The organism is Thermocoleostomius sinensis A174 (assembly GCF_026802175.1).
GTDB classification, from domain to species: domain Bacteria; phylum Cyanobacteriota; class Cyanobacteriia; order Elainellales; family Elainellaceae; genus Thermocoleostomius; species Thermocoleostomius sinensis.
Genome location: NZ_CP113797.1, coordinates 5,382,682 through 5,398,274, shown reverse-complemented (window position 1 = coordinate 5,398,274; position 15,593 = coordinate 5,382,682). Strand labels below are relative to the sequence as shown.

The window sequence follows — 15,593 nt, the reverse complement described above, 5'->3', positions numbered from 1 at the left end:
ACAGTTGATAAATAACTGTGAATTGGCACAATCATGCACCGGGTTGCAATAATTCTGAAATCTGGCGGCGTTGCCAAGCAAAATGCAGAATGTTGATCCCAAATTCCTGCGCCGCTCGAATTTTGTGACGTGGACAATTTTTATCTTCAGGGTCAGGACCCCAACTAGCTGATAGATTGCCCAGAACAACAATAATTCCGTCAGCAACATACAGTTGCAGAGGAGAAGCGGTAACATCGGGCAGAGCGACAAACAGAAAGGGGTGAGTTCGCAGCAAGTTTAGTGGATGCTGCTCGTCTAGCTCAGACCATGGCTTTAATATTTCGCTTCCTAGCAAATCTTTAAGTCGGTTCAGATCTTGAGTGGATTGTTCGCTCAGTGCTTCACTAGTTGGTTTCAGTGATTGTGTCAATGATTGTACTTCTGGATTGATTGTGCGATCGATTACTGTTTTCACTTCTTTGATTTCATGGTCTGACGCCGCTTCTATGAGGATTACACCTCCAGATTGCTTGTAAGCCTTCAAAGCGGCACTTATTTTATCTACTGAATCACTATCTACTAAATCACAGCTTGAACATTGCTCAACCGTAAGATACAGTAAGTCAATATCTATTGGTTTCTCTGTATTATTCAAATTCGACGTCGTAATGATTTCAATGTCCGGTGCTCCCTGTAAGGTAGGATATAGGGCTTTTACAGATTGCATCAGATAAGATAAATTCTTTTGTTGTGCTCGATCGCGGTTCTCATCATCAGATTGCAAAAGAGCGGATCGAATAACCGCTTCAGGCCTAGCTTGTGCTCGTAGTCGATAGCGTAAATCAATCTCATTCAATTTAGGAAATAATACCTCTTTTGGGTTTTTCAAGTGAATAATGTTAGGGCCTGTAGTTGGCGAGAGCACAATGCGACAGAGTTCAATTTCCTCTGGTAGAGGTAAGTCTGTGCGTTCGTCGATGCGATACCACTCTTGAATTTCTGGAATGGTCCCATTTCCATTTGACTGTCCAGGATTGCGTGGTTCAATATAGCGGAGTACCAAATACACCGTCTTAGTCTTATAACTTGGCTCCTCTTCACTTTCTTGCGGCGCGGGGGTATCGATCCGAAATAAAATCGGTTCTTTTACCCGAATGGGGTTGCCCATCAAATCGATCGCCAGTCCCGGCTGAATTTGTAACCACCGGTTATCTCGATACTCCTTCGGAATATTCTTCCAGTCAGGATCGTTAGCAGCCTTGTCTTCATCTTGAGGCGGCTGAATTGCTCGTACACCTAAACCCCAAACAATCATAGGTTGATGAATCGACTGGTAATGAATATTTTGTCGATCGCGGTGATATTGATGGGCCTTTTGCCAGCGATCGGCAGTAATCAATAAACCATCATAGATATTCAGCCGCTTTAAAGGCTCATTCTTGGGTAGCGGAAAAATTTGGTGCGTCATTGGTAAAGCCAAACACAGATTGTGAGTTTCTGTTGTCAAAAAATTGTGTGAACTATGCCATAACTGCTATGGTTCAGATATATCATCGGCAGCAGTTAGGTCAGGTCAGATCGAAGTTAGACGAAAGGTGAGATCACGGCTGATCTGAGCAGTCACTTGCATTCAGGGTTACATTCAGAGGTCTTGTCATGCTGACGCTTGAAGATGCGTTAAGAATTGTGATTACGGCTGCATCCGGGCAGTTGAGTGATTTACAAGAAACCGTGTTTAAGAGGACTTGGCAGGGACAGTCCTACCTTAAAATTGCTCAGGACTTGCGCTACGACGAAGGATACATTAAGGCAGTCGGAGCAGAGCTATGGCAAGTATTATCAAAAGCATTGGGTGAAAAGGTAGGAAAGCGCAATTTACAGGCAGTGCTTTCTCGGCATGCCCATCGGTTTATGACGACTCCTTGCGCTGAAGGAACTGACTTGGCCGATACCTTCTGTGCCGACTGGGGAGAAATCGTAGATGTTTCAGAGTTTTGGGGACGCGGTGAAGAACTTGTAACCTTGTCCCAGTGGATTTTGCAAGAACGCTGTCGGTTGGTGGCAATTTTAGGAATGGGAGGCATTGGTAAAACCACGCTAGCTGCTAAATTTGCCCAGCAGTTCCAGGGACACTTTGAATGCGTAGTCTGGCGATCGCTGCTTCATGCCCCTCCGCTAGAGGTGTTATTACCCACCCTGCTACAAGGTATTGATCTACAATCATCACCCACCGTTCACCTTGCCGAGCAAATTCAGCAACTGCTTGGACAATTGCAACGTCAACGTTGCTTGCTGATTTTAGACAACGTGGAATCAATTCTGTGCAGCGGACGGCAAACAGGAGTTTATCGCTATGGATATGAAAACTATGGCGATCTCTTGCGGCAGTTGGGAGATACTAAGCACCATAGTACCGTTTTACTGACTAGTCGCGAGAAACCCAAAGAAATTGCGGCTTTAGAAGGACCGCTGCTACCAATCCGATCGCTGAAGCTTCAGGGTTTACAACTCACAGCAGGCACAGAAATTCTACGCACGAAAGGCCTGGCTGGGCGATCGGACGAACAAAAGCAGTTGATTGAGTGCTATCAGGGCAATCCGCTAGCGCTAAAGATGGTGGCAACCTCGGTACAGGAATTGTTTGGTGGGGATGTCGCGGCTTTTTTGGCACAGGACAGCCCCATTTTTAGCGACTTGCGCCATCTGCTTAACCAACAGTTCGATCGACTCGATCCAATTGAGCACCAGATTATGGATTGGCTAGCAATCAACCGCGAAGCCGTGACTCTGGCAACGCTACAAGACGATATGGTGCCAACTGTGCCTCCTGGAACACTACTGGATGCTCTTAAGTCGCTTTGCCAACGATCGCTGATAGAACGCAGCCCAAACGGTTACATACAGCAACCCGTCATTTTGGAATATATGACTGAAAAATTTGTTGAAACAATTTATACCGAGCTTCTGACTCAAACCTTGAAGATCTGTAAAAGTCACGCTTTGCTCAAAGCACAAGCAAAAGATTATGTTCGAGAAACGCAGAAGCGGCTGATTGTCCAGCCCATTCTAGAAAAATTATTGGCGATTTTGCACACGCCACTCAAAGTGGAAGCGCACCTGAAGCAGATTTTAGTGACTCAGCAAGCTCAATCTCCATTAGAACCAAGTTATGTGGGTGGCAATATTCTCAATCTGCTCCGGGCACTCAACAGCAACTTCAAGCAGCAAGATTTTTCGCGTCTGTCGATTTGGCAAGCCGATCTGCGGGGGGTTGATTTGCACCACACCAACTTCAGCCATTCAAATTTGGCGAAATCGACGTTTACTCAAACCCTTGGAGATGTGCTTTCTGTCGCCTTTAGCCCAGATGGCAATTTTCTAGCTACAAGTGATATCAGTGATGAAATTCATGTTTGGCGAATGCTCGATAGTCAGCCAATTTCAACCTTAAAAAGCTGTACTTCTTGGATCAAGTCAGTTGTTTTCAGTTCAGACGGTCAAACCTTGATTAGCAGTAGCGAGGATCAAACGGTCAAACTGTGGAATATTCGTACAGGACAGTTGGTAGAAACGTTACAAGGGCACACGGGAGCAACGTGGTGTGTAGCGAGTACAACGGATGGGCACATCTTAGCCAGCAGTGGAGAAGATCAAACTATTAAGCTATGGGATCTACGCACAGGGCAACTACTGACCACCTTACAGGGGCATACCGACTGGGTCCTATCTTTGGCCTTTAGCCCAGACAATCAGCAATTGGCCAGCGGTAGCCATGATCAAACCATTAAACTGTGGGATCTGCGCACTGAAAAAGTCCTGGCTACCTTATCAGGACATAGAGGATGGATTGCTGCCGTTGCCTTTAGTCCTGATGGTCAACTACTAGCCAGCGGCAGTGCCGATCGCACCGTTCGATTGTGGAACCTTCGCACCCAGCAGTGGCGAGTTCTGGCAGAACATAGCCATCCTGTTACCTCGATAAGCTTCAGCCCCAACGGTCAACTTTTAGCCAGTGCTAGCGAGGATGCCAGTGTAAAAATTTGGGATGTGCGATCGGGGCACTGTGTAAACACCCTACATGGTCACACGAGTGCCGTTTGGTCAGTTCAGTTCAGCCCCAATGGACAAACTCTAGCCAGTGGGGGCGTCGATCAAACCGTGCGGCTCTGGGATGTGCGATCGGGGCACTGTCTCAACTTGCTGCAAGGCTACACCAACTCCATCCTTTGGGTGTCCTTCAGTCCTAACGGTCAGCGGCTCGTGAGTTCTCATGCCGATCAACAATTGCGGCTGTGGGATGTGCGAACCGGAGAATGCCTCAATGTCTTAGCCGGGCACACCAATTATGTCTCAGCCGCTGTCTTTAGTCCGAACAATCGCCTTGTAGCTAGCTGTAGTGATGACCAAACAGTCCGCTTATGGAATTCTGAAACAGGTCAGGAGTTGAGAACGCTCCGAGGACATGCGGGTTGGGTTTCGTCAGTGAGTTTTAGCCCCAATGGGCAACTGCTAGCCAGTTCCAGCATGGACTGCACCGTGAGATTATGGAATTTGGCATCTGGACAATGCCTGAGTATTTTGAAAGGCCACACAAATTGGATTCCGTCGGTGAGTTTTAGTGCCGATGGACGTGTTTTGGCGAGTGGCAGCACCGATCGCACCGTGCGGCTGTGGGATGTGCAGACAGGACAGTGTTTCAACTTGCTGCAAGGGCACAGCAATCAGATTGCGTCGGTTGCGTTCAACCCTCAAGGGCGACTATTAGCCAGTGGCAGTGATGATCAAACTGTACGACTTTGGGATGTACAAACTGGAGAATGCTTGAAAACGTTGATGAATCATACCGATATCGTCCGTAGTGTGGCCTATAGCCCCGATGGCAAATGGCTGGTGAGTGGAGGTGGCAATCAAGCCCTACGGTGTTGGGACGTGAGCACAGGAGAGATGTTGAGAACCTTTCAAGGGCCCACCAGTCAAGTTCATTCGATTGCCGTGAACCCCAATGGTCAACTAATGGCTAGTGCTGGGGAAGAGGGCGTGATTCGCCTTTGGGATGTGCAAACAGGACAATGTTTGCGATCGCTGACACCCGATCGTCCTTATGAAGGGGCCGACATCACCGGTGTCACCGGATTGACCGATGCCCAAAAAGCTACCTTACAACACTTAGGAGCCGTCGATCGCCAAAGTGATGCCATGTTCGAGTTATCTGCTTCAATGCTAATCTGTGACCAGTGATCTCACTTTCTCCTAACTTTCCGACCCGTTCAGCCACCTATGATGGGGAGGATCTCATTGCAAAGATCTTTTTGTAAGGACCCTATGCGTTATGTCCTCGCTTGGCTGGGCTTGGCCACCACTGTTTTCACAACCCCTCTGCTCTGGACAAGGACAACCCTAGCGGCTCCACCACTCCAGAGAGAAGAAAACTCAAATCAGCTAAACTTGACAACACCAGAAACACCTGCACTGGAAACATCCGCAGAGTGGACTCAATACTGTATTACGTTAGTACAAGCCGGGCACTACGCAGATGCAATCACAGCTTGCCAAACGGCTCTGGACTTGGACAAGGACTGGGAAGACAGTGATGCCAGCATTGCCTGGTACTATAACGGCTCCGCCTTGCGAGCACAGGGACAATTGCAACCAGCCCTGCACTCTTACGAAAAAGCCATTCGAGAACGCTCCACCTTTTCCTTGGCTGAGGCAGAACGGTGTCGAGTACTGTTAGAGATGCAGCAAAGAACGATACATACAACTGATACTGATGAAAATACGCCCCATGAAGAACAGAGAAATGAGGAATTGCTGAATGAATTGCAAACTAACTGTCATCATCAGACTATTCTCGATAATTACGCGCAGGCCTTAACAGAACATCCTGATGATCCGATCGCTTGGCTGCATCAAGGCACATTTCTGGCTCAACTCAACCGATCCGTTAGAGCGCTGCGATCTTACGATCAAGCCATTCAACTGATACCAACCTATTCGCTGGCGCTGGCTCATCGCTGTGCCGTTTTGAATCAACTCAAGCGGTATCAAGCGGCGATCGCGGACTGCGAACGAGCCGTGCGTGGAAATGGGGTTTGGGAAGACGAAACTCCAGCCTATGCATGGAGTCAACGAAGTTATGCGTTGCTTGAGATGGAGCAATATCACGAAGCAGTCGCGTCTGCTCAACAAGCGATTCAGCTTGCCCCCACCTATGCCGATGCTTGGAATAATCAAGCCGTTGGGTTGTGGAGATTAGCTCGCTATGACGAAGCGGCGGTGGCTATTGCTGAAGCAGTCACTCTCAATCCGCAATCTGTTCAAGCTCGATTCAATCAAGGTCGGATCTTTAGCTCTATGCAGCAATATGACAATGCGATTCAAGCTTACTGTCAAGCCATCAACAGTCAAGCCATCAGTCGTTCTGCCCTCTATTGCACCGCTCTACCGACTGACACAGAGCTAGTACAATCTACAGAACAAAATTTAGAGCAAGCTATTGACCAGTCTTCAGACCAGTTAATAGACCAATTAACAGACCAGCCTTCAGAAAACTCTATTAACTCATCAACTCCTGTTTTGAATACTCACACAAATCAAATGCCGATCGACCCCTCGATTGAAGCGGATGTGTTAGTCAATTTAGGAGCAGCACTCTGGTATGCAGGTCGGTATCAAAGCGCTCTAGAAACTACCCAAGCAGCACTCAGCCTTAATCCAGAATCCTTTGCAGGTTGGTATAACCAAGGTGTGATCTTGTCTGTTTTGGGACGATCGTCCGAAGCACTAGCAGCTTATGACCAGGCTAATCGCCTTAGTCCCCAACTCATTTGCGTCCTCGCTGATGCGTTAAGAATTCAAGCTACTACGGTTACACTGCCTGTACCTGCCTGCGAACCCACTGAACCGGCGTCTGCTCCAGCTAAAATAACAGGTGAATGAAGCTATTCAACATCCGGTTGTTTAAACTGTTAACTTAATCAAATTAACTGGCCAAGGATTGGCAGCGACATAACTGATCCCAAACCGCTTGCAGCGCTCTGATTGCTTGTTCCACTTCTGCTTCAGTATTAGCAGCCGTAATGGAAAACCGCAAGGCACTACGATTAACAGGAACGGCTGGAAAGATAGCAGGTGTTATAAGGATGCCGTGTTGCCAAAGTTGTTGACAGGCAATCTGCATACAGTTCACTGAGCCAACCACCACACTAACAATAGGAAAATAGTACTGATTATCGACTTGAAAGCCAATTGATCTGGCAGCCGCGACGAGCTTACGGGTTAGATGATAGATCCGTTGCCGTCGTTGATCACCTTCTTTGCTGTTAACTTCAAGCCCTGCAATAGCACTAGCTAGGCTGGCGGTGGGGATGGGACCAGAAAAAACAGCCGTCCAAGCGTTGGCAAACTGGGACTTCATTGACCCATTAGTGCAGGTGACAAATGCACCGTAGGAAGAAAAGGCCTTGGATAATCCAGCACTGTAGATGATGCGATCGTCATCATAATTGCAGCCAAAATGCTTGACAATACCATTCCCTTTAAGTCCATAGGGCATCTGTAAGGTTGGATGTTCTCCCAACAGTCCAAAGCCATGCGCATCATCAATGTACAGTAGGGCATCAAATTCTTTCGCTAACTGAGTATAAGCCTGAAGATTGGAGCAGGTCCCCGACATTGAGTAAACACCATCGATCACAATCAGCTTTGTCCGTTTATGGGCATATCTGTGCAACTTTTGGGTCAGATCTTCTAAATGATTATGGCGATGTTGAATGACAATCGCTCCATTTTGTTTAGACAGTCGGCAGGCTTCATAAACTGATCGGTGGGCAGCAGCATCAACAAAAATGATGCCATCTTCTTGAGTCAGCGACGGAATTACTCCCATATGCAGAAGGGTCAACGACGGGAACACCAGAACATCGGGTGCATCAATTAAATCAGCGATCGCAGTTTCTAGCTCCTGGTAAAGTTGCGGTGATGCAACGGCCCGAGTCCAACTCGGATGTGTTCCCCACTGCGACACGGCCGCTGGAATAGTTTGAGCCACCTGAGGGTGCAAATCTAATCCTAAATAGTTGCAAGATGCAAAGTCACACACCCACCTGTTTTCTATCAACAGTTGCCGATCGCGCTGATTCGAGACGGTGTTGAAGGTTTGCGGAATTTGCTGAAGGGCATCGCTCAGCGTTGAAGACACACCTAAATTTGCAGATTGTTCCGACTGAGGAGTACTTGTCACCATCGAGACACCTGGCTTTAGCTGTTTAATGGGCGATCGATTCAAGTTCGTGTCAGCAACTTTCACCGCTATGTTCGTAATAGTTGGATTGCTTGAAGTCCAGTCTACCTCCCTAAGGGATTGTCCCAACCAGTCTTCCATATCTTGAATGAGTTCCAGTATCATTAACGATTCCATTCCATAGGCATTCAGAGGAAGGTTTGGATCAATGACATCTGGCGAAATTTCTAAATTCTCAACAAGCCACTTTTCAATCCAGCTTTGTATCAAAGCGATCGGTTTTTCTGCGGATATTGAAGAATTTGATGATTGCAAAGAATCTGATGAATTTGATACCCAAACTCTATCACTTACCATTTGAGACCTCAAGTAGAATGACCAGCAAAATAAGACAATTGAGTGACCATTTTATGAACCTAAAATTGAGCCTGTTTCAATGTGCGATGAAACGAGGACTCAAATAAAGACAACCGCGATATTGCAACGGTAAAACTGAATGAAGAACAACATGGTGGTGCTGTGGATAGACCGCAGCATGATATTGGGCAAAGACTGGCTGATGAATTTCTGTAACTTTCTCGACGAACTGAGTGGTCAAATATTGCGTTGCTTGAGTGTAAGCAACACCACGATAAGTGAATTGCATTAAATGTTTCTCCTGGCTTAGAACATATGTGAGGAAAACTCACATTGCTTTCCAAAGTTTGGTATTGCTGCATCGAGCTATGAATCTGCCCCCTCACCCTAGCCCTCGCCTATTGGGAAAGGAAGCGAGCAATCCGGCTCTCTTTTTTCCTGGAGGGAGAATGGTTGGGGATGAGGACAACTCCAATGTGAATGCAGCAACGCCCAAAATTTTTTCTTTTAAGCTCTGTTCAAATCCGGTGATGCAGAATTACAAGGCTTGGGTAAAAGCCTGTATGCATTCAAAACGATTGCAACTCTGCGATTATGCAAGTATCACCTGATTTTCAATTATTGATGGAGCGGCACTTAATTGACTGACAAACCGCGTGCCACTCTTGCCCACTCTCCCAACGCAGGTGAGGAGCGTTCAATTCAGGATTTGGCAAAACAAGTCCCTGCACTCACATGAGGCGCAGGGAATTAAGGATGAGGGGAAAGAATTGTCAATTGTTTTCTGCATTGAAGCAAGATAGCCTGTGAATTGGCTACATCTATGCACTAGAGAGCCAATCCAATCATCTTTTCATAGTTGAGAATTGACCTTATTATTCACAGTCTGGTGTCACGACCAGTGAAGTCAAACGTCGGATTGTCCGCACCAAAAACGTCTCTATCCATTTGCGGGCAACTTTGAAAATCAGCCCAAGCGCCTTGAACAAGTTGAACATGCTCAGCCTAATTTAGATAAGCTTACCTTCTATATTCATGCTGACATCTCTAGCTTGTGCGATGTTCGCTAGAAGTATGACCTTAAGTCTTGATAATTCTTGGCTATTGCCAATGACATCGAGCTAGGAATGTAACGTGCAATTTGGGAACTGTCCCAGACGATTGGCTTCAACAATGGCATTCCGGCATTCCAATACTCCTAATCCGGTGCGCTGCGCTAATTCTCTTAGATTGATCTCCGGATAAATTTGTTGCGGGGCTTGCAAATATAGCTCGTATGCAACATCCAGCACCTTACCATTGAGTGTCAGCCCCCTCATTTGGGACTCTGCCAGATTAAACATAATGACCCATGTGAGGAAACGATAATATTCTATTTACTCAGATTCTTCCAGCTTCAACCTCTATCCTAGGGCGGGTTGCGAGAAACTTGATTTCTAAAGGAGTTTCAACCGTTTTGATTGGCAGCCAAGGCTATCATAGAAGAAAGACTAGCAGCGTTAATTTCGGATGGTCAGTCGTTTTCAGTTCAGTGGTAAGCGTCTCTCCGAACTTCAACCGCTACGTGCTGTAATTTTGGAGAAATGCAATGTCGATTTATATCGGTAATTTGTCCTACCAAGTTACCCAAGACGACTTGAAACAGGTCTTCGAGGAGTATGGAACCGTTAAGAATATTACCCTGCCAACCGATCGCGAAACTGGACGAGTTCGGGGATTTGCCTTTGTAGAGATGGAAGCCCCTACCGAAGAGACAGCAGCGATCGAAGCCCTAGATGGAGCCGAGTGGATGGGACGCGATCTCAAAGTCAGCAAGGCCCGACCCCGCGAGGATAATCGCCGTAGCTCTCGCAGTCGCGACAATTTTAGCGGCGGTGAAGATCGTGGCTGAGGCTAGAAGTAGATAGCAAAAGTAAATTGCTATCGTGGCAGCACCTCAGTGAACGATTGCTGGCGTCGAGCTTCATAGAGCACCAAAGCTGCTGCAATTGCTACATTTAACGACTCTATACCCGCAGCTAGGGGGATTTTAACGGCAACGTCAGACAAAGTAAGCAACGCAGACGACAAGCCGCCCCCCTCATTTCCAAGCAACACCACTGTTGGACGAGTAAAATCAACTTGCCAGTAGGTCAGCGTTGCGGTTGGAACTGTAGCAACTAGTTGCACTCCTTGTAACTTAAGCATTTGAAGGTCACGGCTTAGATCACCACTGACGGTCATCGGCAAGCGGAACCATTGTCCTGCGGATGCACGTAGGACTTTGGGATGGTCTAGATCGACACTGTTGACGCTTAGCCATAAGCCATCGACTCCGACCGCTGCTGCCGTCCGAATCACGGCTCCTAAATTGCCTGGATCTTGAATCGTTTCTAGAGCCACACCCAGTTGCACCGCCCTAGTTGGGGACATAAATTGTGCCGAACCTAGAGTTCGTTCCGCGGTGGCTACCACGCCATCTGGATGAACCGTGGTAGCGATCGCCTGCAACACCTCCTCGCTGACTAATTCCACACGAATCGCCCGTTGCATCAGCACTGACCAAAGCTGGGGATACGTTTGCTGCCAAGCGGTTGTATGGCACGCTGTAACTAGCGGCATCCCTGCTGCACACGCCTCTTCCACAAGATGCGTTCCCTCCAGCAACATTAATCGCTGATTGCGTCGCTCTTTCGCCCGCTGCAACTTACGCAGTTGCTTCACAAGCGGGTTTTGCAAACTGGTTATCATTGATATTTATCTATGAATCGATGAAGCCGATGAATGAGAATTCGATTAAAATTTTATAGCGTTCATCGATTAATTGATTAAGTTTTTTTAAGACCATTGGAGCGTTGAAACAATCGAACCAATCCATTGAGGTCATGAAAGAACGATCAGGTGCTAACAAGCTACCCTCACGTTTCGTTATGGACACCTAATATAAACCAATGCGGAACCCGGGACTTGAACCCGGAAGTCTTTGCAGACACTAGAACCTGAATCTAGCGCGTCTACCAATTCCGCCAGTTCCGCGTCAGTGAGCCGTCGATCGCCTTAAGGATTATTGGGATGACCGCGATTTACTATCATGCGCTAAGTTATGGCACTTCGTCAACTGGTTTGAATAGAAAACTTTAACTTCGGTAGAATCACGAGGAATGATTTTGTGAGTGAATGATTAAATTGTGCCCAAAATAATTGCTAGAAAATCAGAAGCTTTCCGGTAGAATCTAAACCAACTTTGTAGCCTGTTAAGCTGCATCCAGTTCACTTGAGGTTTTGGAGGATAGAGCCATTACTCCCATTCTTAGTCTAACAAACCCCTCGTCGTCCTCAGAGGAAGACAAGTCTGTTTTACAGATTTGGGGCAAGCATCCCTTGCAAGGACAGGTTGAGATCAGCGGCGCAAAGAACTCTGCGCTGGTGCTCATGGCAGGAGCGTTGCTGTGTGCTGGAGACTGCCGCCTTCGCAATGTTCCGTCTCTGGTTGATGTGGTTCGCATGGGAGAAATTCTCTCGGCACTGGGCGTCAAGCTCAAGTGGAATGGCGATGTTCTAGACATTGATGCGCGTCATCTTGGCCAATCTCAGGCCCCCTATGAACTTGTGAGTCAGCTACGAGCGAGTTTCTTTGTCATTGGCCCGCTCTTGGCCCGTTTAGGGGTGGCTCGTGTACCGCTGCCTGGCGGTTGCGCGATCGGGGCACGCCCGGTAGACCTACATGTCCGCGGACTGCAAGCGCTGGGTGCAGAAGTGCAGATCGAACATGGCACGGTCTATGCTTATATCCGGGGTAGCCACAAACGACTGCAAGGAACACGTATTTATCTGGATTTTCCTAGCGTTGGAGCTACAGAAACCCTGATGATGGCGGCGACGTTGGCAGATGGTGAGACCGTCATTGAGAATGCTGCTCAGGAACCGGAAGTTGTGGATTTGGCCAACTTCTGTCGAGCCATGGGCGCGAAAATACGCGGTGCTGGAACCAATACGATTGTGGTTTCCGGCGTCCCTAGCCTTCACTCGACCGACTATGGCATTATTCCCGATCGCATTGAAGCTGGCACGTTCCTAGTCGCTGGTGCTATCACTCGCTCTGAAATCACCTTAGCTCCGGTGATTCCCGATCACCTGACAGCCGTTATCGCTAAACTTCGCAGTATTGGCATTGATGTGATTGCTGAATCGGGCAATCGTTTACGGATTGTGCCTGGGTCGCATTACAAAGCTACAGATATTAAGACGATGCCCTATCCTGGATTTCCCACGGATATGCAAGCCCAATTTATGTCATTGTTAACGCTGAGTGAAGGCAACAGCGTGATCACTGAAACGCTGTTTGAAAACCGTCTGCGGCATGTAGCAGAACTAAACCGGATGGGCGCTAATATTCGCGTCAAGGGCAATATTGCCATTGTGCAAGGTGTGCCAATGCTGTCGGGGGCACCCGTACTGGCAACTGATTTACGTGCCTCGGCGGCGCTGGTTCTGGCAGGGTTGGCGGCTGAGGGCATGACCACTGTGCGCGGCTTACAGCATCTCGATCGCGGTTACGAAAATTTGGAAGGTAAGCTGCAAAAGTTGGGAGCCAAACTTCAGCGGGTGAATGCAGACCCTGATACCGTGAGTGATACACCCACCTCTGCTTTGACCTGAGAAAGTGTTTGCAACGTGGTCACTTGGAATGTATCCCTAAATCCCCCACGATCGGTCGTTGTAAACATGCGCACCGGCGATCCCCTCTAACCTCCCTAGCGGCAAGGGAGGAACCGAGCCAAGCAGGGCTTAAAGTTACTCTTATAAGGAGTAGATTGAGGGGATCACCCTTGTGCGTTGAGTTGCGATCGAGGAGGACATAATCGCCCAATTGGGAAGTCCAGGGGCGGCTCGAATCGCGATCGGTAATCCCCTAGCTCATTTTCCCGGCTCCAGTCGCAATCAATCGCCTGAACAGCTTCTCTGTCCAACCCGTTTCCCGCAAGACCGCCGCTGAACTGACCTCAACATAGGCTTGCTCGATAAACGCTAAGTCAATCATACAGATGCGTCCTAGCGCATCTTGCAGTCTTTGATCTTTGCCATCGGCTCGCAATCGGTTTCCTACTTCTTGTACCACCGTTGCCATCGCAGGTACAACGTGCTGCGGACCAATCCCAATTTGGACATGCACTAGTCCAATTCTCCAGCGCCGATCGGCATAGTCTTGCCCCCAGTCATCCATGCCTGTGAACATTTCGTAGAACCACTGAATAAAGGTGTCCCGTAGGCGGTGAATGCGTCCTTCAGTAGCGTTCAAAATTGTGTGCATTTCTTCATCACGATTCAGATAAGCATAAAAATGATCGGCCATTTCTGGAGCAATCGTTTTGCCCCACTCGGCATAGGACTTCAACAGTTGCTTGTCCTCGGTGGTGAACCCCGATCGGGATTCCAAAGTTTGCAAAAACGTGTAAGGATTTAAGGACATGCAGTTTTCTCCTTGTACAACTTAAACAATTAGCGAATGTGCGCTGAAACTCAGTAATTGCCATCAACCAACAGACACGACTTCTGAGTCAGCAATACGATCGCATCCTGCTGAAATCCGTTCGGTTCTTGAAGAGTTCTCAACAAAACTCCTTTAAGCTTCTATAAAGGGTAAATTTCCTAGTTCCTAGCATTCCTCGATACAATAGTTAAAGCCCTATTTTTTCGAGATCGAGACAATTCCATCCGGATAGCGATTGTAAAATGCCCTATGTCTCATGCCAAATCAGCCCTAATTGGTCTTAAATCCGATCACTTCCGTCATCCTCTGGATCTAGAAGCTACTCAAACCTTGAGACAGATTCCAGGATTAGATCTCTTGATACGGAGTGTACTAGGTGGAATTGCCGAGCATTTTTTCTATCTAGAAAATATTGCCTCTAGCGTATTGGTCAGTGAACAGCAATTACCTCAGCTTCACACACTGCTGCTAGAAGCCTGTCAGATTTTGGATTTGGAACCCCCACAACTTTATGTAAGGCAACACCCAGTTCCGAATGCTTACACCTTCGCCATGCGCGGCAAGCAGCCGTTTATTGTACTGCACACCTCGTTAATTGATCTACTGACCCCCGAAGAAACACAAGCAGTGATTGCTCATGAGCTAGGGCATCTTAAGTGCGAACACAGTGTGTATTTAACCCTGGCAAACTTGCTGGTTCTGGCGGCCGGGCAACTAACTCCCTTGGGAGGAGCGTTGGCGCAAAGTTTACAGACACAACTGTTGCAATGGGTGCGTTGTGCAGAATTCACGTGCGATCGAGCGGCTCTCTTGGTCGCTCAAAACCCGCGTGTAGTGGCGTCGGTACTCATGAAGCTATCTGGTGGTTCTCCCACACTGGCTCCGCAACTCAATTTGGATGCGTTTTTGGCTCAAGCCCGCTCCTACGAAGAAACTAGCACTGATGAGGTCGGGCAAATGCTGCGGCAACTGCAAACCGCGCCATTAACTCACCCGGTTCCAGTGTTGCGAGCCAAGGAGATTGATCGTTGGGCTAGCAGTCAAGACTATCAATCGTTGCTACAAAAACGCCCAATGCTTTATAATGATGAAGCTGAGAAAAAAGCCAAAGCCGGGGGCGGATGGCGAAATTGGTAGACGCACCACACTCAAAATGTGGCGACTTCGGTCATGTCGGTTCGAGTCCGACTCTGCCCATACATTACTTTATGAAGTTCTCCAGGATGCCGATCGCATTTCTCGGCTTTGAGATAGCTTCTTAATTCTGTCATGACCTTTTTGCTGAAATTCCTGACACAAGTAGTCATTGCTACTTGTTTTATGGTGAAGCCTCGGCAAATTTTGCGAAAGTTGAGGACGATGGCAAACCAGAAGTCGATCGGCTATTGCAGGGGGTGGAGGCGTGGATCGTTGCAATAAGTAATAGTAACATTTGGAATGTTGCCCGCGTTTTCCGAGGGCTTGAAGTTGCTTGCTGACGGCTACTCTTGGCAATTGAGGTTACTTTGCTGAAGTTCCCTGAGGAACTATTTTTTGCATAAG

11 protein-coding genes and 2 tRNA genes are annotated in these 15,593 nt (G+C 47.8%); 6 read left to right on the top strand and 7 right to left on the bottom strand.

All coding sequences use genetic code 11. From position 1 onward, the window contains the following. Positions 1-31: 31 nt before the first annotated feature. Positions 32-1,450 carry a hypothetical protein gene (locus tag OXH18_RS23405; protein ID WP_268609925.1) on the bottom strand — a complete coding sequence of 473 codons (1,419 nt, stop codon included), beginning with the start codon at positions 1,448-1,450 and terminating at the stop codon, positions 32-34. Positions 1,451-1,638: 188 nt separating this feature from the next. Between OXH18_RS23405 and OXH18_RS23400 the strand changes: the two genes are divergently transcribed. Together OXH18_RS23400 and OXH18_RS23395 are read left to right on the top strand one after the other, a co-directional pair. After that, complete coding sequence (locus tag OXH18_RS23400) at positions 1,639-5,220, top strand: WD40 domain-containing protein (RefSeq protein ID WP_268609924.1); 3,582 nt, start codon at positions 1,639-1,641, stop codon at positions 5,218-5,220. Positions 5,221-5,304: 84 nt separating this feature from the next. Then, positions 5,305-6,921 carry a tetratricopeptide repeat protein gene (locus OXH18_RS23395; protein ID WP_268609922.1) on the top strand — a complete coding sequence of 539 codons (1,617 nt, stop codon included), beginning with the start codon at positions 5,305-5,307 and terminating at the stop codon, positions 6,919-6,921. A 43-nt stretch (positions 6,922-6,964) separates the two neighbouring features. Here the strand turns inward: OXH18_RS23395 and OXH18_RS23390 are convergent, their stop codons facing one another. The 3 genes from OXH18_RS23390 to OXH18_RS23380 form a co-directional block, all read right to left on the bottom strand. Then, positions 6,965-8,539, bottom strand: a complete 1,575-nt coding sequence (locus OXH18_RS23390) for an aminotransferase class I/II-fold pyridoxal phosphate-dependent enzyme (protein WP_268609921.1) — start codon at positions 8,537-8,539, stop codon at positions 6,965-6,967. A gap of 118 nt (positions 8,540-8,657) precedes the next feature. Continuing rightward, positions 8,658-8,870, bottom strand: coding sequence for a DUF4278 domain-containing protein (locus OXH18_RS23385; RefSeq protein ID WP_268609920.1), 213 nt, complete (start codon positions 8,868-8,870; stop codon positions 8,658-8,660). Positions 8,871-9,702: 832 nt separating this feature from the next. Then, positions 9,703-9,924 carry a hypothetical protein gene (locus tag OXH18_RS23380; protein ID WP_268609919.1) on the bottom strand — a complete coding sequence of 74 codons (222 nt, stop codon included), beginning with the start codon at positions 9,922-9,924 and terminating at the stop codon, positions 9,703-9,705. Between the two features lie 245 nt (positions 9,925-10,169). On the opposite strand from OXH18_RS23380, the gene OXH18_RS23375 reads away from it, so the two are divergent. Continuing rightward, the gene (locus OXH18_RS23375; protein WP_268609918.1) at positions 10,170-10,472 is read left to right on the top strand and encodes an RNA recognition motif domain-containing protein; all 303 of its coding nucleotides are present in this window, start codon (positions 10,170-10,172) and stop codon (positions 10,470-10,472) included. Positions 10,473-10,501: 29 nt separating this feature from the next. Here the strand turns inward: OXH18_RS23375 and OXH18_RS23370 are convergent, their stop codons facing one another. Continuing rightward, the gene (locus OXH18_RS23370; RefSeq protein ID WP_268609916.1) at positions 10,502-11,311 is read right to left on the bottom strand and encodes a TrmH family RNA methyltransferase; all 810 of its coding nucleotides are present in this window, start codon (positions 11,309-11,311) and stop codon (positions 10,502-10,504) included. 201 nt (positions 11,312-11,512) lie between these two features. Continuing rightward, positions 11,513-11,596, bottom strand: a tRNA-Leu gene (locus tag OXH18_RS23365). Positions 11,597-11,842: 246 nt separating this feature from the next. On the opposite strand from OXH18_RS23365, the gene murA reads away from it, so the two are divergent. Then, a complete protein-coding gene (murA, locus tag OXH18_RS23360; protein WP_268609914.1) occupies positions 11,843-13,219 on the top strand; it encodes a UDP-N-acetylglucosamine 1-carboxyvinyltransferase in 1,377 nt (458 codons plus the stop codon). 253 nt (positions 13,220-13,472) lie between these two features. Here the strand turns inward: murA and OXH18_RS23355 are convergent, their stop codons facing one another. Beyond that, positions 13,473-14,030: a protoglobin domain-containing protein gene (locus tag OXH18_RS23355; protein ID WP_268609913.1), complete on the bottom strand. Its 558-nt coding sequence runs from the start codon at positions 14,028-14,030 to the stop codon at positions 13,473-13,475. Between the two features lie 270 nt (positions 14,031-14,300). On the opposite strand from OXH18_RS23355, the gene OXH18_RS23350 reads away from it, so the two are divergent. Together OXH18_RS23350 and OXH18_RS23345 are read left to right on the top strand one after the other, a co-directional pair. Beyond that, on the top strand, positions 14,301-15,188 hold the full coding sequence (locus OXH18_RS23350) for a M48 family metallopeptidase (RefSeq protein WP_268609912.1): 888 nt from the start codon (positions 14,301-14,303) through the stop codon (positions 15,186-15,188). Continuing rightward, positions 15,167-15,248, top strand: a tRNA-Leu gene (locus OXH18_RS23345). Before OXH18_RS23350 ends, OXH18_RS23345 begins: the two co-directional genes overlap by 22 nt. Positions 15,249-15,593: the final 345 nt, after the last annotated feature.